This is a genomic window from Janthinobacterium sp., assembly GCF_031995485.1.
Lineage (GTDB): Bacteria > Pseudomonadota > Gammaproteobacteria > Burkholderiales > Burkholderiaceae_D > Janthinobacterium.
Genome location: NZ_DAMAGB010000005.1, coordinates 1 through 24697 on the forward strand (window position 1 = coordinate 1; position 24697 = coordinate 24697).

The following is a 24697-nucleotide window of genomic DNA, read 5'->3' on the forward strand; positions in this document are numbered from 1 at the left end:
GATCAATAACTGCCCTTCGCTGACCGGCTCATAGCCGGCCAGTATCTTCATCAGCGTGGACTTGCCGGCGCCGTTTTCGCCCAGCAAACCATACACGCGACCCGGCGACAGGTCGAAACTGACGCCATGCAAGACCCGCACCGGACCGAAGTCCTTGCAGATCGCCTCAAACCTGACGGCAACGCTCACTATGCACTCCCCCTTAACACCAGATTGTGTTGCAACAGCACCCCCGGCACCTGCGCGGCGGGATCGCCCAGCCGCTGCAACAGCAGCCGCGCGGCCGTCTCGCCCAGTTCGCGCATCGGCTGCGCAATCGTGGTGAGACCGGGAGCGATCTGCGCGGCGATCGCGATATCGTCAAAGCCGATCACGGCCACGTCCTGGGGCACCCGCAGCTTCAGCTGGCGCAGCGCGCTCAGGACGCCGATGGCCAGCGTGTCGGAGACGGCAAAGATGGCCGTGGGCGCGTCCGGCTGCGCCATCATGTCCAGCGTGGCCTGCGTGCCGGCCTCGTAGTCGAGGCTTTGCACGGTGCGCATCCATTGCGGCTGCACCGGCACGCCGGCGGCTGCCAGCGTGTCCAGGTACCCCTGCTGGCGCTGGCGCGCATACAGATAGCGTTCGTCGGAATTGATCAGGCCGATACGCGTATGCCCGCGCGACAGCAGGTGCGCCACCGCGTCGGACGCGGCACGGTGGTTGTCGATGCCCACATACGGCACCGCCACGCCGGGATCGAATTCGCAGCAGGCCACCCACGGCAGGCTGATTGATTCATGCGACAGCGCATGCTGCACCGTATCGGGATCGAGGCAGATGGCGCCATCGGCGCGGTGCATGCGCAGCAAATCAAAATAGGAACGCTCGCGGCCCTCGTCGGCGCCCGTGTCGCACAGCAGCACGAAATAGCCGTGATCGCGCGCCACCGTATCGATGCCACGCACGATCTGCGCATAGAACGGGTTGCCCACGTCGGGCACCATGGTCAGCAGCATGCGGCTCTCGGCCGTGCGCAGGCTGCGCGCCAGATGGTTCATGCGGTAGCCCAGCTTGGCGACGGAAGCGAGCACCTTGTCGCGCGTGGGCGCCCGCACCCCGCTCTGCTCGTTCATCACGCGCGACACGGTCGCCACCGACACGCCCGCATGGGCGGCGACGGCGCTGATCGAGACGGCGGACTCGGCAGGAATGACGGAAGGGACGACTGGCGGCATGGCGTTCTTCAAAAAATGTAATCGATTACATTTATAAGCCAGCGGCGCGCCGGATGCAAACAAAATCGATGGTGCGGTGCGGTAAATCCGGGGTCAGACCCCTGCCACCGCCAACTCCAGGCTCGGCGTTAACGTGTGTGGGGGCCTGACCCCGGCCGTCTTATGCGTTATTGCAGCATCGCGCAAAACGCATCGCTGCCGCCATCGAGTATCACCCCGCTGGGCCAGCGATGGCTGCGTTTTTGCGCGCGCAGCAACGATGCGGCCAGGGCCGAGTCGCCATCGACCGCATACACGAACACGGGCATGTTCAGGCCGGCCGCGTCGGCCAGCAGATTCGGATTGGCGTCCAGGCTGCGCGCATCGACATGCACGCCGACCGGCATGCCGATCTGCTGCTGCACGCGCTGCAGCCACGGCTTGTCGAGCTTCGGTGCGCGCGCATTGTTGGCGATAAAGCGGCTGACGCGGTTGGCGCCGGCCGCCTGTGCGTTGCGCGCGTCGAACACGATCAGGCCCAGATAGCCCTGCGGGTCGGCGCGGCGCGCGCACATCAGGTTGTTCGGCACGGCGGACGTGAGGAACCAGTTGCCGTGCCTGATGCCGGCGCGCAGCTGGCTGACCAGTCCGTCGATCGGCAGGCACGACGGCACGACGTCCTTGATCTCGGCATTCAGCGTCTTGGCGGGAAACGGCGTGGCCAGGTCGGCGATGTCGGTCACGAATGGCGGCGTCTCGGCAGTGGTCACGCCGCGGTTCTTCATGCTGGCCGCGCGCCATTGTCCGGCGTTCATCTGCCGCACCGGCAGCGGCGATCCCGCATCGACCACCCTGCCCGTCAGCACATCGTGGTGCACCACCCAGCTGCCGTCGCCGAGCAGTTGCAAGTCGGTCTCGACGCCATCCCAGTTGCCGAAATAGGCATTGCGCAAGGCGCTCAGCGAGTTTTCCGGGGCGTTGCCTGCGCCACGGTGGGCCTGCACCTTGATGCCCAGGCATTCGGCCTGCGCGCTGCCCATCATGGCCAGCAGCAGCGCCAGCGCGACAAGCTTATTTTTTTTCCGGGTGATAACCATATTCCATTCCCTGCAAAATATTGATGCGAATTGCTTCATTGACGGGATAGCTGTAGCCCTGCCCCACCGCCACCACATGCGTGAAATTGGCCAGCAGGCCCTTGCCGGCGATGCCCCAGCGCGTGCTGTCGGCGTCGGCCTGGCGGTTCCAGTCCAGCATCTGGCGGAACAGTTCGCTGCGCGTGACATTATTGTCCGACAGGGTAAAGATGCCCCAGGTTCCCAGGAAGGCGCCAGCCAGCACGCCGGTGGCGATCCACGCCGAGCGGCGGCTCAGCTGGCCATCCTCGCCCGCCTGTTCGCCGCGGCGCGCGGCCAGCACCAGGAGGCCCACGGTAGCGATCAGGTACAGCAGTTTCGAGAAGTGGCCGATGGCGCCCAGCAGGGAAAAGAACAGCGCGACCGGCGGCACGATGGCCGCGCGCGAGGCTTCCTTGCCTTCTTCAAAGTATTTGCCGCCTCCTTCAAAGTCGACGCGGCTGGCGCGGTATTCGACCAGCCGTTCGGCCGTCTGGCGCGCCACGAACTGGTCGAACAGGCGGCTGAATTCGGCCGGGCTGCCATACGCATCCTGCACCACCGCGCCTTTCGGCAATCGCAGTCCCTTGCTTTTTTCGCTGCCGTCGCCCCCGTCCGGCCCGTCGCGCAGCACGGACTGGATGCCGGGGCGCGCCACGAAGGCCGGGAACGACAGGCCCGGCGGAATGCGGTCGCCCTTGACGGTCACGCCCTTGCTGGCCGCTTCCGATGCATAGCGGCGCTTGACGGCCAGGCGGAACGAGAACTGGTCGGCCGGGTGCCAGTTGGCCGGCACCGGCACCTTCTTGCGCACGCTGTTGACCACCGCTGCGCGCCGGCGGGCGGGCACGGATTCAGGCCGCCAGCCATGGCGCGACAGGCTTTGCCGGTAATCGTTCCAGGCCTTTTCCTGCTCCTGGCGCAAGCCCGGATCGTCGTCGGGAATCACGCCCGTATATAGTTTCCAGCGCTCGTGCACTTCCTTGATCGCCTCCTGATATTTCTCGTAGTAACCGGCGGCGCCGCCGGCGATCTTGCGTACATTAAAACTGATCAACTGTTCCTTGGCCGGTTCCATGCGCTCATCGAGATGGCCGACCGAAACGGCCAAAAACGGAAACAGCGCCAGGAAGGCCTTGCCTTCGGGCTTGGCAAACAGCGTGGGATCATCGACCAGGCCCTGCAATTGCAGGCTGCCGGCCACCAGCGAGCGCTGCATCAGGGTGGTGTTGAAGGCCATGCGGCGAAATTCCGCGTCGCGCGTATTGACCAGCACTGTCACGAAGGTTTTCAGCACCATGAACACCAGGACCGCCGTGAATGAGCACCACACGATGATTTGCTTCCAGCTGGGGCCACTGCCATCCTTGCCGCCATTTTTCAGCCGCCGGCGCCACATCAGCTGCAGCACCACCAGCGCGGCGGCAATGCCCGACAGGCTGCGGCCGTAGAACTCCACGTCTTCCACGGCGTGCGGCGTGACGTCGCCGCCCACCACGTCGAGCAGGCGGGCATTGAAGCCCAGCTCGAAACACAGGTAGACGATGGTCAGGGCGATCAGGATCAGGGTCTGCCGGATCTGCAGACTGCGCAAGCTCGCTGCCATCTTATTTCCTCAGGTCGATCACGACCGGCTTGATCTCTTCGGCCTGGAAGATCATCGGTGCGGCGGCCGGGGCCGGCGCGGCTGCGGCGCGCGGCTGCGGCAGGCTGATGGCCGGCGTGGCCGCCTTGGCCGGCGCATCCTGGCGCCGCGCCTTGGCGGTGCTGCGGGTGGTGGCTTTGGGCGCAGCCACCGGCGCCGGTGCGGCAGCCGGCGCGGCCGGGATCACGCGGCCAGGACCATCGCCGGCCGGCAGGTTGACAATCGCCGGGCCGGTGCCGCGCAGCGCATCGTCGGCAAACGGCACCAGGCGCGTATTGACGCCGGGCGGCACCGGCACGCTGGTATTGAGCAGGCGGTTGTCCGTATAGATCTGGCGCGACAATTGGTTGTAGTTCGGGAAATCGATATTGAGCGACCTGGCGTCCTGCGCCAGCTCCACGCGCGGGCGGTCCTTGCAGTTGCCGATGGTCCATTGCAACACATCGGTGCCCTGGAACGCCAGCACCTCGTAGCGGTAGGCGCAGCCGCGCTCCTGGGTTTCCACGATCACTACCGTGCGCTCGCCGACATTTTCCACGCGCGCCACGCGCGCCGTGATGGCGTTTGCCAGCGGCACCACGCGAAACGCCTGCGACAGCTTGATCGAGAACTTGCCCTGCGGGTCCTTGCGCAAAGTACCCTCGGTGCCGTCGCGCAGCCTGAAGGTGGAAACCGGCGTGCCGAACAGTTCGGCCGTGTCGACGCTCATCAGCACGCCGCCGCGTCCGTTCGGCTGCATGGCGCAGCCCGTCAGCAGCAGGCCGGCGGCCACGGCAGTGGCCAGTTTGCGCCAGTGTGCGGATGCAAAGTTCTTGTACGTATTCATGTCGCTTGCTTTCTTTATCTTGTCTATTTACGGATTGATCACGGCCAGCGGATTGCCCGGGCCTGGCGGCGGCAAGATTTTCTGCCGGTCGCGTGTCAATAGCGTGAAGGCGCCCAGGGTATCCGGACCGCTGACGATTTCCAGCTGCTCGCGCTGCAGCCAGGTGCGGATGTCCGCTTCGCTGGCATCGGCGCGGAACAGCACGCGGATGCGTTTGCCCGTCTCGACGCCGCTGCCGCCGCCGCGATACTCGGCGTTGTCGACGATGGCCGCGTCTCTCGGCAGGAACAGCCACACCGATTGCGCCACCATCACGCTGGCGGCCACGGCGGTAATCATCTTCAGCCAGCGCGAGGCATTCGCCGCCTTCACCGGTGCGGCAGGTATGAGCGGTATCGCCGGCGCCGTTGCCGGCGCTGTGGCAGGCGTGGCGGAGGCAATCTGCAACTGCTGCAAGCCTTCGCGCAATATCTGGCGGTATGGGTGCCGGCCGTCCTTGGCCGATTCGCCCAGCGGCGTGCCGGTCAGTGCATAGCCGCCCGGCACGGCGACACGGGCCACCACGCCGGGAGCCGCTGCGGCGGCGTTGTCGCGGCCATGCAGTTCAAGCCAGCGCGCCGCCTGCAGGCGGTCCTGGCTGAACACGCCCAGGCAGGCGCCCAGGTCGGTCACGGCCACGTCGAGCGGCATATCGCACAGCACCATGCCGGCGCGCGGATCGGCCGGCGCATCGCGCTCTTCGACCACCAGCGCGCAGGCGTCGGCGTAGGCCGCGTCGGGCGTTACCAGCCAGCCGCGCCAGCGTCCCTGGGCCGGATTCCAGCCGTCGAGCAGCACGGCGCCAAAGCCGGGCCGGCGGGCCAGCAGATGGATCTGGCCGCCGCCGATCGGGCGGTGAGCCAGGACTGCCGCATCGCTGCGGCGCGCAAAGCGTGCCAGCAGATGGGGCGGCACGGCGATGCTGCGCCAGTCGGGGGTGTCGCCGGCGATCACGTCTTCCGGCAGCAGCTCGGTGGAAGAAGGAGCCGTTTCCAGACGGGCGGCAACGATGGCCAGCGAGGGCGTCAGCGCAGTCATGGCTGTGGCCTTTCATTCATGTTCGGTTCGGTGGATGCGGGATCCATATGCCCACTTAACGCGGCCAGGCACAAAATATCCAAAACTATTTGCGCGGCGGCGATATCGGGCGGGCTCAAGGTGTCGCCCACGCGCAGTTTCAGCAGGTTCAATACCCACGCGCCCAGCAAGGTGGCGCGGTGAGCCGGCTGGACCAGCTGGCGCGCCGCGCTGTCGGCGTCGCCCTTCTGCTTGTGCACCAGGCCCAGCTTGCCGCTGTGGTAGTGGGCCGAGGCGATCTGCTCGGCCAGCTCCCTGACCGGCATGCCGCCGCAACCGCAATGGCGCAGCAGCAGGATCAGGTCATCGGGCAAGGTGGCGATAAAGGCGTCGGCGGCATCGCGCACCAGCTGCGGCGTCAGCTGGTAGTCGCGCAGCGCCGCCGCATAGGCGTCGGGTGCCTGCAAGTCACAGCTCTCGTGCTCATCGCCGCCATCGGACTGCTTGCGCAACTGGTCGATAATGAAGCGCTTGAAATACAGGTACAGTGCGCCGGTGTGCAGCGGCACCGAGGTACTCTCGCTGCCCAGCACTTTTTCGATAAAGAACTGGTGGCGCAGGTCGGCCAGCGAGTCGCCGAGCGAGGCCGCTTCGCGGGGACGGCATGGCGCCAGGGCGGCCAGGGTGCGTTGATAAAACTCGGCCAGTTCACCTTGCGTCAGCTGCTGGCGGCGGCTCCAGAAATCCTGGATACGTTCAAATTGTTCCGATTGCAAAGCCGGTCCGATCGTGTGTGGCGGCGCGCGGCATGAGGTGCTCATGCGTGCGGCCTGGAAGAAATACGCTTGCCTGGCAAGCAAAACTTGTCAGTAAGGTAAAATGCATACGGGCAATTTTCTCATATTGATGTGGAAATCGCTAACTTTTTGTTACTCACATAACACCTTCGAGAGACCGATGCGCCGCCTGATCCTGCTGCTGTTGACCCTTGTTTTCTTGCAAGCCGGCCTGGCGCACGCCGCCGTGGCCGTGCCCCCTCCGGGCAAGCGCATCGCGCTGGTGATCGGCAATGCCGCCTACCCGCAGCCGCTGCTCAATCCCGCCAACGATGCGCGCGCCATGGCCGAGCGCTTGCGCCGGCTGGGCTTCGAGGTGGAGCTGCGGCTCGATATCGATGCGCGGCAATTGCAGCAGGCTTCTGCCGCATTTTCCACCAAAGCGCGCGGCGCCGATATCGCGCTGATGTTCTATGCCGGCCATGGCGCCCAGGCCGGCGAAGCCAATTACGTGCTGCCGATCGGCGCCAACATGAATGCCCTCAGCAGCAGCGCGATCCAGGCGCAGGGCGTCTCGGTGGCCAGCCTGGCCGGCGACTTGCAGCGCAGCGGCGCGCGCGGCGCCGTGCTGATCCTCGACGCCTGCCGCGCGGAATACACGCGCGGCGGCCAGCAACTGCCCGTCGATGGCAACGGCGCGGCCAGCCTCGGCTTTGCCGACACCGGCGCGCCGCGCGGCGTGGTGATCGCCTATTCGGCCGGCCCCGGCGCGCTGGCGCGCGACTTCTGGTCACCCGATTCGCGCAACAGCCCCTACACCAGCGCCCTGCTCGACGCGCTCGACGCACCGGGTTTGTCGATGGGCGAGCTGTTCTCGCAGGTGGCCTCGCGCGTGGCCACCATGACGCACGACGTGCAAAAGCCGCGCGTGTCGTTCGGCGAAACCTCGGCGCGGCTGGTGCTGAACACGGGCAGCGGCAAGGTAACGCCGGAGCCGTCGCCGGCCGTGCTGGCCTCGAACGGCAATGGCGGCGTGCGCGCGCCGGCGCCGTCCAGCCCTGCCGCCATGCCGGCCAAGCCAATGGCGGCCAGCGGCGCCAAGGTCTGGCCCGGCAATGTGCTGCAGGACATCAACTATGAAATCCGCATGCAGATCGCGGCGCGCCCGTTCCCGCGCCAGCAGCTGGAAAAGCGCGCCCGCGCCGGCGACCTGGTGGCGCTGACGGCCCTCGGCTATGGCATCGGCGGCGGCGACGCCGGCATCAGGCAGCCAAAAGCGGGCATGCAGTGGCTGGAAAAAGCCGCCGCGAAAGACTTCCCGGTGGCGCAGACCTACCTGGCCGAACTGCTGATGGTCAAGGGCGACCCGGCTTCGTTGAAACGCGCCGGCGTGCTGCTCGACGCCGCCTCGCAGGCCGGCTACAGCCCGGCCCATGCCTACAAGTTCGACCTGGCGCGGCGCACCGGCGCGCCGCCGCAGGAAGCGGCGCGCCATCTGCAGGATGCGTTCATGGGGCTGATGAAGGATTACCAGGGCGCCGCCAAGGACCTGATGCAGCCGCCCAAAAAATAAGCAGCGACATCGTCTCACCCTTATATTCAACCTGGAGCAAAGCATGCATCGGATAGGCTACCTGCTGACAGACGGATTCCAGATGCTGGCGCTGGGCACGCAATCGGTGTTCGAATTTGCCAACGCCGTGCTGGAGCAGCCTTACTACGTGGTCGAGCAATACGCGATGCAGGCGGGCGGCGTGCGCTCCTCGATGGGCGTGACCGTCTCGTGCAAGGCCATCGGCGAAGCGGAGCGGCTCGATACGCTGGTGGTGCTCGGCGTCACCGATCCGCTGGGCAATCCGACGCCGGCCGAGCTGGTCGATTTTCTCCGGCATGCCGCTATCTGGCGCCGCGTGGCCGGCATCTGCACCGGCGCGTTTCCGCTGGCCGAGGCCGGGCTGCTGGACGGGCGCCGCGTCACCACGCATTGGGCCTATGGCCGCACGCTGCAGCAGCGGCACCCGGGCGCCAGCGTCGAACAGGACCGCATCTACATGGTCGACGGACCGGTATGGACCTCGGCCGGCATGACCGCCGGTCTCGACCTGGCGCTGGCGCTGGTGGAAAAAGACCTGGGCAACGAGGTCGCGCGCACCGTCGCGCACAAGATGGTGATGCATCAGCGCCGCTCGGGCGGGCAGACACAGCACTCGGAACTGCTGCAGCTGTCGCCCAAGTCGGACCGCATCCAGAATGTGCTCAGCTATGCGCGCAAGAACCTGCACCGGGCCGTGAGCGTCGAGGAACTGGCCGAGAACGCCAACCTCAGTCCGCGCCAGTTCAGCCGCGTGTTTACCGCCGAGACCGGGCAGTCGCCGGCCAAGGCGCTGGAAGGACTGCGCCTGGAAGCGGCGCGCCTGATGATCGAACAAAGCCGGCACCCGCTGGAAATCATCGCGCGCGAAACCGGCTTTCGCGATCGGCGCCACCTGCGCGAAGCGTTCGTGCGCGGCTTCGGCGTTGCGCCGCAATCGCTGCGGCGCGAGGCGCGCGTCTAGCAGCGTTCAGGAGCGCGCTGCAGCCAGCCGCAAGGCGGCCAGCACCGACCCGCCCGCAAACAGGCCGATGCCCCACAGGGCGCCCGTGTGCAGGATGCCAGCGCCGATCGCGCTGCCGATGGAAAAGCCCAGGTACATGGTCGAGGTGTTGAGCGACAACACCAGCGGCGCCTGCCCGGCCTGCCCTGCGGCGATCAGCCTGGCCATCTGTGCCGGAAAAAACGCCCATACGCTGAAGCCCCACAGCGCCACCGCCAGCAGCACCGGCGATTGCGCCACGGCGGGCGCCAGCAGGGTGGCCCCCGCCAGCAGCCAGAATGACGCCGCCAGCAGGAGCAGCGCAACAGGCACCACGCGCCGGGCGCCGAAGCGGTCGTTGAACACGCCGCCGGTCAGCACGCCAAGCGCGGCAAACACGCCCCACAGCGTGACGGTGGCACTGATGCCGCGTTCGCCATAGCCCAGCACGGCGCTCAGGTAGGGCGCGATATACGGATAGCAGGTGTAGGCGCCGACAGACCAGAACAGCGTGACCGCCAGCAGGCGGCGCACCTGCGGCTGCTCGATCATGCCGATGCGCTCGGCGATGCCGGCCACCGCAGGCGTGCCTGCGCCGTGGCGCGGCACGCCGGCCAGGATGCCGGCAAAGGCCACCGCGCCCATCACCGCGACTGCCAGGAAGGTCGCTTGCCATCCCCAGGCGTGCCCTACCAGCGCGCCCAGCGGCAGGCCGAGCGCGATGGCCATCGTCATGCCGCCGCTGACAATAGCCAGCGCGCGGCCGCGCCGTTCGGTCCCTGCCAGCGCGCCGGCAAGCGCATTGGCGTTGGGCACATACAGGCCTGCCGCCACCGCCATCGCGACCCGCGCGGCCAGCAAGCTGTTGAAGCCGGCCGCGCAGGCCGCCATCACGTTGGCGGCGGTAAATACTCCGATCGCCAGCAGCAGCGTATCGCGCCGGTTCAGGCGCCCGCTCATCAGGGTGGTGACAGGCGAACTCAGAGACAGCGCCAGCGTAAACGCCACCACCAGCGTGGCAACAGCGGAGACGCTCATGCCGAAATCGGCGGCCATCTTCGGCAACAGCGGCGCGATCATGAAACCTTCGGTGCCGATGGCAAAGGTGCCCAGCGCGAAAAACAGCGCCGGATACAAGGAGCCGCCAGGGCCGGCGACCGGCGCCGTGGCGGTTGGAGGGGAAGCGATTTCGGGCATGGCCAGGCTCATGGAAAAGGCACGGCCTGCATCAGGCGGCCGCGCCAGGCGTTCAGACAGGGATGGGGTTGACCGTCATGTCAGCGTTGAAGCCGTTGAACAGGGCATACTCGCCAGGGCCGGGATTAGCGCGAAAACCCTCGATGGCCGCGACGACGACCTCTTCGCCATCGTACGCCAGCCCCTGCATGGTTTCGGCAATGAAGGCATCGAGCGGCATGGCGCGCGGATCGCCGCTCTTCTTGATCAGGTCGGTATCGACCCAGGGCGGCGCGATCTCCTGCACCCTCACGCTGGTGTCGCGCAGCATGAAGCGCTGCGACATGGCGTAGGAATGCAGGGCGGCCTTGGTGGCCGAATACACGGCCGTCGCCGCCAGCGGCACAAAGGCCAGTACCGAAGTGTTATGGATGATGGTCGCCTCGGGCTGGCGCTTCAGGTGTTCGATCAGCGCCGAAGCCAGGCGGATTGGCCCCAGCAAATTGGTATCGACCAGGGTGCGCGTCTGGGCATCGTCCAGCACCCCACTTGCATCGTCGAACGGCATCATGCCTGCGTTGTTGACCAGCACGTTGAGCGACGGATAGCGTGCCATCAGCGTCTGCGCCGCGGCGTCGATGCTGGCAGGATCGGCCACGTCCAGCTCGATCGCCTCCATGCCGGGATTGGCGGCCACCACCTGCTCCAGCAAGGCCTTGCGGCGCCCGCCGATGATCACCTTGTTGCCGCGCTGATGGAAGGCTTCCGCCAGGCCGCGGCCGATGCCCGAGGCGCCGCCGGTGATGAAGATGGTGTTGTCTGTCAGTTTCATGTCGTGTCCTTGTTCGGTGTTGGGGTGGGCAATCAGATGGCGGCGTAGCGTGCTGCCGGCGTGCTGGTCGACAGGTGCGGCGCCAGGGCCTTGCGCGCGCTGTCATAGGCGTCCCAGTGCGCGGCGTCCTGCAGCGATGGAATGGTGACAAGCTCTGCCCGCTCGAAGCCGACCAGCGCGGCGCGCACCAGGTCGTCGGCGCGCATGACGATATCGGCCGGCAGGTGTTCCAGCGGCAGGCCGCCGGTGGCCCAGAAATCGGTGGCGGTGGCGCCCGGCAGCACGGCCTGCACGCGCACGCCCTTGCCGGCCAGTTCGTGGTGCAGCGACTGCGTGAAGGCCAGCACGAACGCCTTGCTGCCGCCATACACGCCATTGAGCACTTCCGGCGCGATCGCCACGATGGACGAGATATTGATGATGCCGCCCTTGCCGCGCGCCACGAAGCCGGGGATGGCCGCATAGGTCAGGCGGGTCAGCGCGGTGACGTTCAGGTCTATCATCTGTTCCATGCGCCCGACGTCGCTGTCGAGCAGCGGCGTGTGCGTGCCGACGCCGGCATTGTTGACCAGCAGCGTGATGCTGGCGTCGTCGCGCAGCTTGGCTTCGACGACGGCGCGCTGCGCGGCGTCGGCCAGGTCGGCGGCCAATACCTCGACCGTGCGCCGGCTTGCCGTGGTGATGCGCGCGGCGAGCGCATCGAGGCGGACGCGGTCGCGCGCCACCAGGATCAGGTCGTAGCCTTGTTGCGCCAGTTGTTCGGCGTAGAGGGCGCCGATGCCCGAAGAAGCGCCAGTAATGAGCGCCGTGCCTTGATATGTCTGCGTCATGATGAAATCCCCGGTTGGGTTGGCAAGATTGCGTGAAGACATGGTAGGGCCATATCGCCATGTCGAAAATGACGTAGATAGGCAGGATTTAGGACATCGCGCAACGAGCCTTTTGCTAAGTGGAATCGCAGCCAAAATAATCGCAAAATAATTTTGTATTTCCCGGAGGCCCCCTCGTTATGTGAGGGTACATGCAATCAAGCATGCCAATTCCAGGGAGTACACCATGCACACAGCACCGCAAACCACGCCAACCTCGACCCCGGCCGCACGGGGCCGCATCCTCGCCTATCAACCGAGCGGACAGGGTTCCGTCAGCGTGGCTGGCGTGCAATATACCTTCGATATCGCCAGCCACTGGCGCTCCGACACGGCGCCGGCCATCAACGCCGTGGTCGACGTGCGCTTCAATGACGCCGGCGCCATCGACAGCCTGACCCTCGTCCCCACGCAGCAAATCACGCAGGAAGACATGGCCGGCGCCGCCAGGCTGGCGCGCGACAAGGGGCAGCAGGTGTGGGGCAATGCCGTCTCCACGCTGGGCATCAAGGTGCTGGGCGCGATCGGCGTGCTGGTGGCCGGCGCCTTTGTCTTCAACACCTTGGGCATGCGCCTGTTTGCCACCGTCTCGCACAGCTACTGGCAACTGCTGGGCCTGTCCACCGACAGCCTGGAAAGTTTTGGCCGCAGCGGCGCCGGCGGTTTCACCTCGGCCCAGTTCTTCTTCCTGCTGTCGATTGCCGCCTGCTTTGCCACCATGGCCAGCAGCAACCCGAAAGCGGCACTGGGCAAGTGCGCGCCGCTGCTGTTTATCGTGATCCACACCAGCTTGTTGTTCTTCAAGATCAAGGGCGCGGTCAGCCAGGCAGGTGACGCCATGAACGGCATGAGCGCCATGCTCGGCGCGCGCGCCGCCCGCATGGCCGACCAGATGGCCAGCGAGATGCTGGCGCAAGTGTGGCAGGGCCTGTCGTTCGGCATCGGCTTTTACCTGGTCATCGCTGCGGCAGCAATTTTGGCCGGCTTCGGTTACGGCGAATACAAACGCAAAAGCATCAACTGATTCACCCCATTCTCATTCAATCATCCATTCAAGGAAAACCATCATGAAACGCACCCTGCCCGCCCTGCTCGCCATCGCCCTGATCCTGTCCGCCTGCGGCAAGAAGGAAACCGATACCGCCACGCCTGATGCGTCAAAACCGGTCGCCACCAGCACCGCCGACCTGGCCGCCAAGGCGCAGGTGAAAGCCGCGGCCGCCAGCCTGCCGCAAGCCGATCCGGCCACACCCGCCGCCAGCTATGTCGACATCACCAGCGGCAACCAGCTGATGTACAGCTATATCGCGCTGTCCGGCGTGCCGCCCGACTACGCCGCCGTGGCGCAGCGCATCTCGCGCGAATACACGAGCACCGACGACGCCTTCCGCAAGCAGGAAGTGCTCGACGCCATCAAGCCGCAGATCGACGCCAAGGTCAGCGAAGCGAAGGCCAAACGCTACCTGCGCTACCAGATCAACGGCCAGGGCGCGCTGTCGCCGTACGCGATGGACAAGGGCGCCTTCCCGGCCAAGTTCGCCGAGGCCGGCACCTATTACTACATGTACGACAACAGCGACTACAAGCTGGGCTTCAGTAACGGCGACGGCTACGGCATGCTGAAGGTGGACCAGGAGGCGGCGCGCAAGATCGAAGCGGCGCGCAGCAGCTACAAGAATTTTGCCATCATCGTGTATGCCTACGCCCAGGAAGCGGACATGTCGGCGCGCCAGGTCAAGGCGCAGATCGTCAAGGTGGCAATCAAGCTCAATGGCGAAGAAATTCCGGTTCAACAAGTGATTTAACCCAAGGTCGAGTACTGGGGTCGGACCCTGAGGGTCCGACCCCAGCCTCTGTTCGGGTTCACGTCTTCGCTGCTTGCAGTTACACTAATCGGCAATTACATCGAGAGCGAGACATGGGCGAACAGACACTGGCGGAACAACAACTGGCCAAGGGCCGTCAACTGCACCAGCAGGGCAAGCTGATCGAGGCGATCAATGCCTACCAGGCGGCCTATAAGGCCGATCCCAAGCTGATGGCGGCCCAGCATTTCCAGGGACTGGCGATGCTGGAACTGGGCCAGCCCACCATCGGCCTGGGCCTGCTGAAACTGTCGCTGAAACAGCAACCTGATAACGCCCTGTTCCACTACAACCTCGGCAACGTGATGCGCGGCAACGATGGCGCGGCAGCCCTGGCCAGCTATGCCGAAGCGGCGCGGCTGGCGCCCGGCGAACATGACTACGCCATCGTCCACGCCGAGCTGCTGCTGGCCCGCCAGCGCCTGCCCGAGGCGATCCTTGAGCTGGAACGCGCGCACGCGCTGCGCCCCGGGCGCTGGCAGAACCTGCAGGGCCTGGCGGAGATGTATTACCGCAGCAACCAGGCCGAACTGGCGCAGGACCGCTACGACAAGGCGCTGGCGCTGCACCCCGAGCTGGCGCAAACCTGCCGCGTCGGCTTCGCCAGCCCGAACCCGGACAAACCCGAGCAGCTGAGCCGGCTGGCGGTATCGGAGGAACTGCAAGAGTTCGTGCGTGAAACTGACATGCGCATTATCGACAACTTCCTGCCGGACCCCGCCGCCTGGCGCGCCCAGGCACTTGAACTGCCGTTCGAGCCGCAACGTTATGCGGGCCAGAATTATCCGGGCAGCCAGACGGCCGGCCAGCCGTGCCAGCACATCATGGAGCGCATCGCCACGGCGCTGGGCCGCCCGATCCGCTTCATTTCACCGGACAACGGTTCGTACCGCCTGAGCCATGCCGACGCCACCGCCCGTACCGACATTCACGTCGACAACGAGACGGGCGACAACTTCAACTTTTATGCGGGCGTGCTGTACCTGAATCCGCCCGAGCAGTGCCAGGGCGGCACCACCTTCTGGCGCCACCAGCCCAGCGGCTGGTACCGCCGGTTGCCCGAGACACAGGTGAAAGCGGGCGGCTATGCCAGCTTCAGGGAGTTCCAGAAACGCTGGCTGCCGAACAGCAAGGTACAGAAATTCAACGAGCTACAGGAACAGCGCGACAGCTGGGTGCCGCTGCTGGAAGTGCCGATGCGCCATAACCGGCTGATCATGTACAAGGGCCATTATTTCCATTCGCTCAGCAATGTGTTTGGCGACACGCGCGAGAATGGCAGATTGGTGCAGTTGTTTTTCTTTGAGGTGCCCGATTGAGCAGTTGTCGGATTACGCTACGCTAATCCGACCTACGATATGTCATGCCACGTAGGTCGGATTAGGCCCAACGGGCCGTAATCCGACAACACCGTCAACACATCAATACATGTCCTTGGCCGCCGCCCGCACGGCATTCAACAGCATCTCCGCCCCAGGCGACAGCAGATGGTCGCGCTGGCGGATAATGCCGAACGCATCCATCTTGCACGGCAGCTCGATCGGCAAAATGCTCAGCACGTTCAGCGACTCGTAGTAGTGCGCCACTTCGGTCGGCATGATGTGCAGCGAGTCGGTTTGCTGCAGCAATGAGGTGATCAGCAGCAGCGCGGTGGTGTCGACCACGTTGACGGGCGGCTCCAGGCCCGCGCGGCGGAACATCATGTCGCCGCGGTGGCGCAGGATGCTGCCCTGCGGCGGCAGGATCCACGGCTGCGGCGCCAGATCCTTCAGCTGCAGATTCTTGCGCGACAGCAGCGGGTGGCCATTGCGGGCCACGGCGCTGACGGGTTCTTCCGTCAGTTCCTCGTAGACCAGGCCCGAGCTGGTTTCCTTTTCCAGGATGCGGCCGATCATGAAGTCGAGCGTGCCGTGCTGCAGCATGTCCATCAGCGTATTGCTGTGTTCGAGCTGCACGCCGATGCGCATCAACGGCGCCTGCTGCTTGATGCGGGCGATCGCGCGCGGCAGCAGGGCCATGGCCGGCGACATGATCACGCCCACTTCCACCTGGCCTGTCAGGCCCGACTTCAGTGCGACGATATCGTCATGCGCCAGCGACAGGCTGGTCAGCGCCATGCGCGCGTGGCGTATCATGGTTTCGCCGAAGATGGTCGGTTCCATGCCGCGCGGCAGCCGGTCGAACAGGCGCACGTCGAGCATCTCTTCCAGATCCTTGATCTGCTTCGACGCGGCCGGTTGCGTCATGTGCAATTCTTCGGCGGCGCGGTGGATATTGCGCTGCTCGTCCAGGGCGATCAACAACAGCAATTGCCGTGTCTTCAGGCGGGCTCGCAAGAACCAGTTGGGGTTGAGAGTGTCCATCAATAAATCATATCATGATCGGTATCATAAATTGCTCGATACCGATCTTTTTGATATCAGAATCCTCTACCCTGTCTTCTTCTGGCCCATCGCCATCAGGCGCTGCACCACGCAAAATACAAACAGCAAGCCGCCGATGACGATCTTGGTCCACCACGAGCTCAGCGTGCCGTCAAACGCGATCAGGGTCTGGATGGTGCCCAGCACCAGCACGCCCGACAGGGCGCCCGCCACGTAGCCGTAGCCGCCGCTCAGCAAGGTGCCGCCGATCACCACCGCGGCAATCGCGTCGAGCTCGGTACCCTGCGCATGCAGGCCATAGCCGGACAGCATGTAGAACGAAAACAGCACGCCGCCCAGGGACGCGCAAAAGCCGCTGAAGGCATAGATCAGCACCTTGGTGCGGCCCACAGGCAAGCCCATCATCAGCGCCGACTGTTCGTTGCCGCCGATCGCATACACGGCGCGGCCGAACGGCGTGGCGTGCGCCAGCCACACGGCAATCAACAGGGTGATCACGGCAATCACCACGCCGGGCGAGACAAAGCCGCCGAGGAACTGCAATTGCGTCTGCGACATGGCCACGTACAGCGGATCGTCGATGGTGATCGAATTGATGCTGATCAGGTAGCACAGTCCGCGCGCCAAAAACATGCCGGCCAGCGTGACGATAAACGGCTGCAGCTTGAAGTAGTGGATAAAGGCGCCCATGCTGGCGCCAAACACGCAGCCCAAGGCCAGCACGGTGACGATCACCAAGAGCGGCGGCCAGTGCGCCACCTGCAGCAGCCAGGCGGCGATCATGGTCGACAGCGCCAGCACCGAGCCGACCGACAGGTCGATGCCGCCCGAGACGATGACAAAGGTCATGCCGACCGCGATCACCAGCAGAAAAGCATTGTCGATCAGCAGGTTGAAGATGACTTGCGTCGACAGCAGGCCCGGGTACAGGGCGCCGCCCAGGCCCAGCATCACCACCAGCAGCAGTACGGTGACGAGCGAGGTGAAATACGGTGTGTGCAGCAAGCCCTTCATGCTTTCCTCCGGCGCAGCAATTGCTTGAATTCCGACGATTGCGACATGCAGACGAGGAATACGACCACCGACTTGACCACCATGTTCACTTCCGGCGGCACGCCCAGCGAATAGATGGTATAAGTCAGGGTCTGGATGATCAGCGCGCCGATCATGCTGCCGACCAGGCTGAACTTGCCGCCGGCCAGGGACGTGCCGCCCAAGGTCACGGCCAGGATGGCGTCCAGTTCCAGCATCAGCCCCGCATTATTGGCGTCGGCGCTCTTGATGTTCGAGCTGATCATCAGCCCGGACAGCCCTGCGCAGGCGGCGCAGAACACGTAGACGAAAAAGATCAGCGTCGCCGTCCTGATGCCGGCCAGGCGCGCGGCCACCGGGTTGATGCCGACCGCCTGGATAAACAGGCCCAGCGCGGTCTTTTTCATCAGCAAGGCGGTAATGATGAACACCGCCGCCACCAAGTACAGCGAGAACGGCAGGCCGAACAGATAACCGCTGCCGATAAAGAAGAACGGCTTGTAGTAGACGGTAACGATCTGGCCATCGGTCAGCAGTTGCGCCAGTCCCCGTCCCGCCACCATCAGGATCAAGGTGGCAACGATCGGCTGCAGGCCCAGGCCGGCCACCAGCACGCCGTTCCAGGCGCCGCACAGCAAGGCTGCACCGAGCGCGGCGGCCAGCGCCCAGCCCATCGGCATATTGCTGACATAGGTCGGCACGCCGTTGTCCATCACCATGGTGCCGCCGATCAGCATGGCGGCCACGGTGCCGGACAGGGCCACCACGGCGCCGACGGAAATATCGATGCCGCGCGTGGCGATCACCAGCGTCATGCCCAGCGCCGCCAGCATCAGCGGCGCGGCGCGGTTGATAATGTCGATCACGCTGCCGTACAGATGGCCGTCGCGAATTTCGAGATGGAAAAAGCCGGGGATAGTGAAAAAGGCCACCAGCAGCAGCAGGACCAGCGCGCCGATGGGGCGGCCGAGCGGATGCGTCAACACGTTATGCAAAGCGGAACCATCCGTGGTGGAGGCCGGACGCGTCGCGCCGGCCGGTGTGGACATACTCATGCCGCCGCTCCTGCTGCATGGGCGGAGTCGGCGTCGCCGGCGATGACCTGCAGCACCGAGCTGTCGTCGAGTTCGCCACGCGCATATTCGCCGCAGGCCTTGCGGTCGCGCATGACGACGATGCGGTCGCTGCAGCGCAGTACTTCGGGCAGCTCGGACGAGATGAACAGGATCGCCATGCCCTTGCGGCACAGCTTGCTGACATAGCTCATGATTTCCTGCTTGGCGCGCACATCGATGCCGCGCGTCGGTTCGTCCAGGATCAGCATGGCGGGATTGGTCACCAGCCAGCGCGCCAGCAGGGCTTTCTGCTGGTTGCCGCCAGACAAGCTGCCGATCGGCGTTTCGATGCTGGCCGTCTTGATGCCCAGCGCCTTGACGTATTCATCGGCCAGCGCCTGCTGGCGCTTGAACGGAATCGCGCGCAGCAAACCGGTGCGCGCCTGCAAGGCCAGGATGATGTTTTCGCGCACCGACAGCGACAGGATCGCGCCCTCGTGCTTGCGGTCTTCCGAGCAGAAGCCGATGTCCGCCCCGATGGCGTCGCGCGGCACCGCAAACTGTTTTTCCTTGCCGTTGACGCGGATGCTGCCGGTGTCGGCCTTGTCGGCGCCAAACAGCAGGCGCGCCAGCTCCGTGCGGCCCGAACCGAGTAGGCCGGCCAGGCCCAGCAGCTCGCCCTGGCGGATATGGAAGTCCATTGGCGCCAGCGCGCCCTTGCGGCCCAGGCCCTGCGCTTCGACTACATTCGCACCGAAGACGGCCTCGCCATCATGCAGCGGCTCGTCGTCCAAGGCCTGCGTATCGGCCGCCACGCCGATCATTTTATTGACCAGCGCCAGGCGCGACAGTTCGCTGCACGCGTATTCGCCTTCGCGCTCGCCGTTGCGCATTACCGTGATGCGGTCGGAAATCGCATAGGTCTGCTCGAGGAAATGGGTGACGAACAAAATCGCCATGCCCTGCTCGCGCAGGCGGCGCAGCACGGAAAACAGCAGGTTGACTTCTGCCTCGTCGAGGCTGGAGGTCGGCTCATCGAGAATCAGCACGCGCGCCGAAATATTCAGCGCGCGCGAAATGGCCACCATCTGCTGGATCGCCAGCGGATAGGCGGACAGTTGCGCCGTCACATCGATATCGATCTGCAGCTGCTGCAGCAAGGCACGCGCCTGCTGCTGCATGGAACGCCAGTCGATCATGCCGAAGCGGCGCGGATAACGGCCGATGAAAATGTTTTCTGCCACCGACAGATTCGGGCACAGATTGACTTCCTGATACACGGTGCTGATGCCCAGGGCCTGGGCATCCGAGGTCGAGGCCGGCGCGATGGCTTTGCCATCGAGCACGATCTCGCCGCTGTCGGGGGTATATACCCCCGTCAGCACCTTGATCAGGGTCGACTTACCGGCGCCGTTCTGCCCCATCAGCGTATGCACTTCGCCCGGATACAGGCGCAGCGCCACATTGCTCAGGGCTTTGACGCCGGGAAATGTCTTGCTGATGCCGCGCAGTTCCAGCAGGGGAACTGGCGCGGCGTCATGGTGTACTTGCGTAGTCATCGGCCAGCGCGGTGTTAGTACTTACGGTTCGGGAATTCCTTGGCGGCCACTTCAGCCGGGAACACGCCTTCCACCGTCGTGATACGCGCCGGCACCGGTTTGCCGGCCACCACGTCGCGCGCGATCGACATCAGTTGCGGGCCCAGCAGCGGGCTGCATTCGACGGTCACGTTCAGCTTGCCGGCGATCATCGCCTCGAACGCGCCTTTGACGCCATCGATCGAGATGATGATGATGTCCTTGCCCGGTTTCATGCCCGCTTCTTCGATCGCCTGGATGGCGCCGATGGCCATGTCGTCGTTATGCGCGTACAGCACGTTGATTTTCTTGCCTTCGGCCTTCAGGAACGCTTCCATCACTTCCTTGCCCTTGGCGCGGGTAAAGTCGCCCGTTTGCGAACGGATGATTTTCAGCTTCGGATTCTTGCCGATGACTTCCTGGAAGCCTTCCTTGCGGTCGATCGCCGGCGCCGAGCCGACGGTGCCTTGCAGTTCGACGATGTTCAGCTGCGCGTCCGGGGTTTTCTTGGCATGTTCGAGCAGCCATTGACCGGCGCGGCGGCCCTCTTCCACGAAGTCCGAACCGATAAAGGTCACGTACAGCGACTTGTCGGTCACGTTGACGGCACGGTCGGTCAGGATGACGGGAATCTTGGCGGCCTTGGCTTCACGCAGCACGGTATCCCAGCCCGATTCGACCACTGGCGAAAACGCGATCACGTCGACTTTCTGGGCGATAAACGAGCGCAGCGCCTTGACCTGGTTTTCCTGCTTCTGCTGTGCATCGGCAAATTTCAAAGTCACGCCATCTTTCTTGGCCGCTTCCTTGATCGAGACGGTATTGGCGGTGCGCCATTCGCTTTCGGCGCCCACTTGCGAGAAACCCATCACCAGCGGCTTGGCGGCGAAGGCCGAGGTGGTGGCGGACAGGGCCAGCAGCATGGCGCTGGCGAGTACGGTGCGGCGTGTCAATGTCATTTCATGTCTCCAGGTTTTTATTGGAATACCGTCGCGGCCGGATGCCGGGACGGGCGGTTTTTTATGAACCCATGGTAGGAGAAAGCAACATAGCCATCCAATCAATTCTTTTTCGCTTGCGATACCAATTTGAATATCGGGGAGCAGAAATGAAGATGCCAGCGTTGCGCTGGCATGTGGCACTTGACCCGAACGGCGAAAGTGCCGGGGTCGGACCCTCAGGGTCCGACCCCGGAATTTGCAGGGGGGGATGAAAGCAGACTACACCCACCCCGCATCGACAATAAACTCCTGCGACGAGCACATCGCGCCATCGTCGGACGCCAGGAACAGCACCATGGCCGAGATATCCTGCGGCATCAGCTTGCTTGGCAGACACTGGCTCTTTTTGATCTCCAGCTCGGCCGCGTCGTCGACCCACAGGTCGATCTGGCGCTGCGTCATGACCCAGCCGGGCGTGACGGTATTGACGCGGATATTGTGCGCGCCGAAGTCGCGCGCCAGGCCCCGCGTCAGGCCCACCACGGCCGCCTTGGTGGTGGCGTAGACGGGGTAGCCGCCCGACTTCATGTGCCACGAAATCGAGCTGACATTGATGATCGAGCCGCCGCCCTTGCGCTTCATGCCCTCGAACACGGCCTGGCAGGTAAAGAACATCGGCCGCTGGTTGATGGCGATGCGCTCGTTCCAGTAGTCCAGCGTCACGTCCTCGGCCTGGTGGCGCTGGTCGTTGGCGGCATTGTTGACCAGCACGTCGAAGTCGCCGATCTCGGCCACAAAGCCGGCAATCACGGCCTGCAAGGCGGGGATATCGGTGATGTCGCAGTAGCGGAACAGCGGTGCAGGCAGACCGGCGTCAGCCAAACGCTTGCACAGCGCCTCGCTCGCGTCGCGGGCGATATCAACAAACGCCACCTGCGCGCCCTGGGCGGCAAATTCTTCCACCATCGATTCGCCAATCCCGCTGCCGCCACCCGTGATCAATACGCGCTTGCCGCGCAGGCTGTCATACCTTGCCAACTGCTTCATCTGTTCTCCACTGTACTGCTTTTATATTTGCTTGCGGCGCGGGTGGTGTCGGATTACGCCTTCGGCTAATCCGACCTACGCTGCTCCGCCGCGTGGACATCGTAGGTCGGGTTAGCCCGCAGGGCGTAACCCGACAACACCGTTACTCTTTGCCGAGCACGCCATCCTTGCGGCGCCAGATGCCCAGCGGATTGCCATCGCGCAGCGATTCCGGCAGCAGGTCCTGCAGCAGGTTCTGATACGACACGGGGCGCAGGAAGCGGTTGATCGCGGCCGTGCCGACCGAGGTGCTGCGGCCGTCCGAGGTAGCCGGGAACGGGCCGCCATGGACCATCGCGGTCGATACTTCCACGCCGGTCGGGAAACCGTTGGCCAGGATGCGGCCCACGCGGCGTTCCAGCGCCGGCAGCAGGCGGCGGGCGTCTTCCAGGTCGCCCTGGTCCATCTGCAACGTGGCCGTCAACTGGCCTTCCAGGCTTTCCGTGATCTCGACCAGCTGCGCGATATCGCGGCAGGCGACCAGCAGCGAGACCGGGCCGAACACTTCGTCGCGCAGGTCGTGCTTGGCCAGGAAGGCCTCGCCCGAAGTGACGAACAGGGCGGCGGCGCCCTTGCCTTCCTCGCCCGTGTTCTGCACCAGCGGTTTCACGTCGGCGTGCTGCGCCAGGTTTGCCACACCCTTGACGTAGCTGCTGGCGATACCGGCCGTCAGCATGGTGGCGGCCGGCGCGGGCGCCAGCGCTTCGGCGGCGGCGGCGGCAAATGCCGTGAATTCAGGACCTTCCAGGCCCAGCACCAGGCCGGGATTGGTGCAGAACTGGCCCACGCCCATCGTCAGCGAACCGGCAAAGCCGGCGGCGATCGCAGCGCCACGCGCGGCCAGCGCCTGCGGCAGCACGAAAACCGGGTTGATGCTGCTCATTTCTGCGTAGACGGGAATCGGCTGCGGACGGTTGGCCGCCACTTTCATCAGCGCCAGGCCGCCGGCACGCGAACCGGTAAAGCCGACCGCCTGGATGGCCGGATGGGCCACCAGGTCCTGGCCCAGGTCGTTGCCGATGCCGGTCAGCAGAGAGAAAACGCCGGCTGGCAGCTTGGCGATCTCGACCGCCTTGACGATGGCGCGCGCCACCAGTTCCGAGGTGCCAGGGTGGGCCGGATGGGCTTTCAGCACGACCGGGCAGCCGGCGGCCAGCGCCGAGGCGGTATCGCCGCCGGCCACCGAGAATGCCAGCGGGAAGTTGCTGGCGCCGAACACGGCCACCGGACCCAGGCCGATCATGCGCAGGCGCAGGTCGGGGCGTGGCGGGGTGCGGTCAGGCAGGGCGGTGTCGAGGCGGGCGTCGGTCCAGGAACCTTCGCGCAGCAGGCCGGCGAACAGTTTCAGCTGGCCCACGGTGCGGCCACGTTCGCCTTCCAGGCGCACGCGCGGCAGGCCGCTTTCGGTCATGGCGCGCACGATCAGGTCGTCGCCGATGGCCAGGATCTGTTCGGCGATGGTGTCGAGGAAGTCGGCACGCTGGGCGTCGGTGGTGGCGCGGTAGGTGTCGAAGGCGGCGGCGGCCAGGCGGCAGGCCTGGTCGATCTGGTCGGCGTCGACGGTCTGGAACGACGGCGCGATGTGCGCGCGCGCGGCCGGATCCCATGCTTCGAAGGAAGCGCCGCTGGCTTTGACGGCAACGCCGCCGATCAGTGCTTCGCCTGTGATATTGAAACTCATAATGTGCTCACTTTCGCAAATTCGGTAGGGAAGATTTCGAGGCGGTTCGACAGTGCCGGGCCAAAGGCCGGCGCCTCGATTTCAAACGTTTCGCCCGGCGCAACAGTCACGCCATCGGCAAAGCTCAGGGTGGCCGTGCCGAAGAAGTGTACATGCACGTCGCCGGCGCGTTTGAACAGCGGATATTTGAAATGATGGTGTTCCAGGTTGGCGATCGTGTGCGACATGTTCGTTTCGCCGCTGACAAAGGCCTTTTCCCAGCGCACGTTGCCGGAGGCATCGCGCACGCGCGAGGCGCCGTCGATATGCTCGGGCAGTTCGCCCACCAGCAGGGCCGGGCCGACGCTGCACATGCGCAGTTTCGAGTGGGCCAGGTACAGATAGTTCTGGCGCTCGGTGACGTGGTCCGAGAACTCGTTGCCGATGGCGTAGCCGACGCGATACGGCTGGCCGTCGTCGCCGATCACGTACAGGCCGGCGATTTCCGGCTCTTCGCCGCCGTCGAGCGCAAAGTCGGGCATGCCCAGCGGCTGGCCGCTGGCGCGCACGATCGAGCCGTCGCCCTTGTAGAACCATTCGGGCTGGGCGCCGGCGGTGCCGCCAGCAGGCTTGCCGCCTTCGACGCCGAGGCGGAACATCTTCATCGAGTCGCTCAGGACTGCCGCGTCGCCGCCGATTTTCTTGTGCATGGCGTCGCGCGCGCCGGCGCTGCCCAGGTGGGTCAGGCCGGTGCCGGTCACGTAGCAGTGCGCTTCGTCGGCATGGTCGAGCGGCGGCAGGATGCGGCCGGCGGCGGCGATGGCCGCATAAGAGGCGGTCGCGCTGCCGAGCTTTGCGTTGACCAGTTCGGCCAGGCCGGTTTTGCTGCGGATGGCATCTTGCGCCAGCGCATAGGTGCTGTCGTAGCCGTCGATGATGGTGACCACATCGTCCTGCAGCAGGCCCACCTGGCGGGCCCCGTTTTCGTTCTTGAATTGAATCAGCAACATGTCAGTGTCTCTCGCTCAGTATG

General features: G+C 65.0%; 23 protein-coding genes. 5 read left to right on the plus strand and 18 right to left on the minus strand.

Annotated features, from left to right (window positions below):
• The 7 genes from RTQ46_RS05090 to RTQ46_RS05120 form a co-directional block, all read right to left on the minus strand.
• A partial coding sequence (locus RTQ46_RS05090; protein ID WP_312435019.1) for an ATP-binding cassette domain-containing protein occupies nt 1–189 on the minus strand: 189 nt, incomplete at its 3' end.
• Nucleotides 189–1217, minus strand: coding sequence for a LacI family DNA-binding transcriptional regulator (locus RTQ46_RS05095; protein ID WP_312435020.1), 1029 nt, complete (start codon nt 1215–1217; stop codon nt 189–191). The genes RTQ46_RS05090 and RTQ46_RS05095, both read right to left, overlap by 1 nt.
• 167 nt (nt 1218–1384) lie before the next feature.
• Complete coding sequence (locus RTQ46_RS05100; protein ID WP_312435021.1) at nt 1385–2293, minus strand: glycerophosphodiester phosphodiesterase; 909 nt, start codon at nt 2291–2293, stop codon at nt 1385–1387.
• On the minus strand, nt 2268–3917 hold the full coding sequence (locus RTQ46_RS05105) for a hypothetical protein (RefSeq protein WP_312435023.1): 1650 nt from the start codon (nt 3915–3917) through the stop codon (nt 2268–2270). Before RTQ46_RS05105 ends, RTQ46_RS05100 begins: the two co-directional genes overlap by 26 nt.
• A 1-nt stretch (nt 3918) precedes the next feature.
• Nucleotides 3919–4782, minus strand: coding sequence for a hypothetical protein (locus RTQ46_RS05110; RefSeq protein ID WP_312435024.1), 864 nt, complete (start codon nt 4780–4782; stop codon nt 3919–3921).
• A gap of 27 nt (nt 4783–4809) precedes the next feature.
• Nucleotides 4810–5859 carry a hypothetical protein gene (locus tag RTQ46_RS05115; RefSeq protein WP_312435025.1) on the minus strand — a complete coding sequence of 350 codons (1050 nt, stop codon included), beginning with the start codon at nt 5857–5859 and terminating at the stop codon, nt 4810–4812.
• A complete protein-coding gene (locus tag RTQ46_RS05120) occupies nt 5856–6659 on the minus strand; it encodes a hypothetical protein (protein ID WP_312435026.1) in 804 nt (267 codons plus the stop codon). Before RTQ46_RS05120 ends, RTQ46_RS05115 begins: the two co-directional genes overlap by 4 nt.
• Before the next feature lie 136 nt (nt 6660–6795).
• Here RTQ46_RS05120 and RTQ46_RS05125 point away from each other — a divergent pair, with 136 nt between their 5' ends.
• The gene (locus RTQ46_RS05125) at nt 6796–8187 is read left to right on the plus strand and encodes a caspase family protein (protein WP_312435027.1); all 1392 of its coding nucleotides are present in this window, start codon (nt 6796–6798) and stop codon (nt 8185–8187) included.
• A gap of 43 nt (nt 8188–8230) precedes the next feature.
• Nucleotides 8231–9169 (plus strand): GlxA family transcriptional regulator, encoded by a 939-nt coding sequence (locus tag RTQ46_RS05130; protein WP_312435028.1) that lies wholly within the window; start codon nt 8231–8233, stop codon nt 9167–9169.
• Between the two features lie 6 nt (nt 9170–9175).
• On the opposite strand, the gene RTQ46_RS05135 is transcribed toward RTQ46_RS05130, so the two are convergent.
• From RTQ46_RS05135 to RTQ46_RS05145, 3 genes are read right to left on the minus strand one after another with little or no spacing between them, the layout of a single operon-like run.
• Complete coding sequence (locus RTQ46_RS05135; RefSeq protein ID WP_312435030.1) at nt 9176–10384, minus strand: MFS transporter; 1209 nt, start codon at nt 10382–10384, stop codon at nt 9176–9178.
• Between the two features lie 52 nt (nt 10385–10436).
• On the minus strand, nt 10437–11195 hold the full coding sequence (locus RTQ46_RS05140; RefSeq protein WP_312435031.1) for an SDR family NAD(P)-dependent oxidoreductase: 759 nt from the start codon (nt 11193–11195) through the stop codon (nt 10437–10439).
• A 32-nt stretch (nt 11196–11227) separates the two neighbouring features.
• Nucleotides 11228–12025 (minus strand): SDR family oxidoreductase, encoded by a 798-nt coding sequence (locus tag RTQ46_RS05145; protein ID WP_312435032.1) that lies wholly within the window; start codon nt 12023–12025, stop codon nt 11228–11230.
• Nucleotides 12026–12251: 226 nt separating this feature from the next.
• On the opposite strand from RTQ46_RS05145, the gene RTQ46_RS05150 reads away from it, so the two are divergent.
• The 3 genes from RTQ46_RS05150 (at nt 12252) to RTQ46_RS05160 (ending at nt 15248) form a co-directional block, all read left to right on the plus strand.
• Nucleotides 12252–13088: a hypothetical protein gene (locus RTQ46_RS05150; RefSeq protein WP_312435034.1), complete on the plus strand. Its 837-nt coding sequence runs from the start codon at nt 12252–12254 to the stop codon at nt 13086–13088.
• Nucleotides 13089–13131: 43 nt separating this feature from the next.
• Nucleotides 13132–13869: a hypothetical protein gene (locus tag RTQ46_RS05155; protein WP_312435035.1), complete on the plus strand. Its 738-nt coding sequence runs from the start codon at nt 13132–13134 to the stop codon at nt 13867–13869.
• A gap of 113 nt (nt 13870–13982) precedes the next feature.
• A complete protein-coding gene (locus RTQ46_RS05160) occupies nt 13983–15248 on the plus strand; it encodes a DUF6445 family protein (RefSeq protein WP_312435037.1) in 1266 nt (421 codons plus the stop codon).
• Nucleotides 15249–15350: 102 nt separating this feature from the next.
• Here the strand turns inward: RTQ46_RS05160 and RTQ46_RS05165 are convergent, their stop codons facing one another.
• The 8 genes from RTQ46_RS05165 to araD1 all read right to left on the minus strand — a co-directional run bounded on the left by RTQ46_RS05165 (nt 15351) and on the right by araD1 (nt 24674).
• Complete coding sequence (locus RTQ46_RS05165; protein ID WP_312435038.1) at nt 15351–16292, minus strand: LysR family transcriptional regulator; 942 nt, start codon at nt 16290–16292, stop codon at nt 15351–15353.
• Nucleotides 16293–16358: 66 nt separating this feature from the next.
• On the minus strand, nt 16359–17327 hold the full coding sequence (gene yjfF / locus RTQ46_RS05170) for a galactofuranose ABC transporter, permease protein YjfF (protein ID WP_312435039.1): 969 nt from the start codon (nt 17325–17327) through the stop codon (nt 16359–16361).
• On the minus strand, nt 17324–18394 hold the full coding sequence (locus RTQ46_RS05175; protein WP_312435217.1) for an ABC transporter permease: 1071 nt from the start codon (nt 18392–18394) through the stop codon (nt 17324–17326). The genes yjfF and RTQ46_RS05175 overlap by 4 nt, the downstream gene beginning before the upstream one ends.
• A 2-nt stretch (nt 18395–18396) precedes the next feature.
• Nucleotides 18397–19959, minus strand: coding sequence for a sugar ABC transporter ATP-binding protein (locus tag RTQ46_RS05180; protein WP_312435041.1), 1563 nt, complete (start codon nt 19957–19959; stop codon nt 18397–18399).
• Between the two features lie 14 nt (nt 19960–19973).
• Nucleotides 19974–20936 (minus strand): ABC transporter substrate-binding protein, encoded by a 963-nt coding sequence (locus RTQ46_RS05185; RefSeq protein WP_312435042.1) that lies wholly within the window; start codon nt 20934–20936, stop codon nt 19974–19976.
• A 261-nt stretch (nt 20937–21197) separates the two neighbouring features.
• Nucleotides 21198–21965, minus strand: a complete 768-nt coding sequence (locus RTQ46_RS05190; RefSeq protein WP_312435043.1) for an SDR family oxidoreductase — start codon at nt 21963–21965, stop codon at nt 21198–21200.
• A 142-nt stretch (nt 21966–22107) separates the two neighbouring features.
• Nucleotides 22108–23685: an aldehyde dehydrogenase (NADP(+)) gene (locus RTQ46_RS05195; RefSeq protein ID WP_312435044.1), complete on the minus strand. Its 1578-nt coding sequence runs from the start codon at nt 23683–23685 to the stop codon at nt 22108–22110.
• Nucleotides 23682–24674, minus strand: a complete 993-nt coding sequence (gene araD1, locus RTQ46_RS05200) for an AraD1 family protein (RefSeq protein ID WP_312435046.1) — start codon at nt 24672–24674, stop codon at nt 23682–23684. Before araD1 ends, RTQ46_RS05195 begins: the two co-directional genes overlap by 4 nt.
• Between the last annotated feature and the right edge of the window lie 23 nt (nt 24675–24697).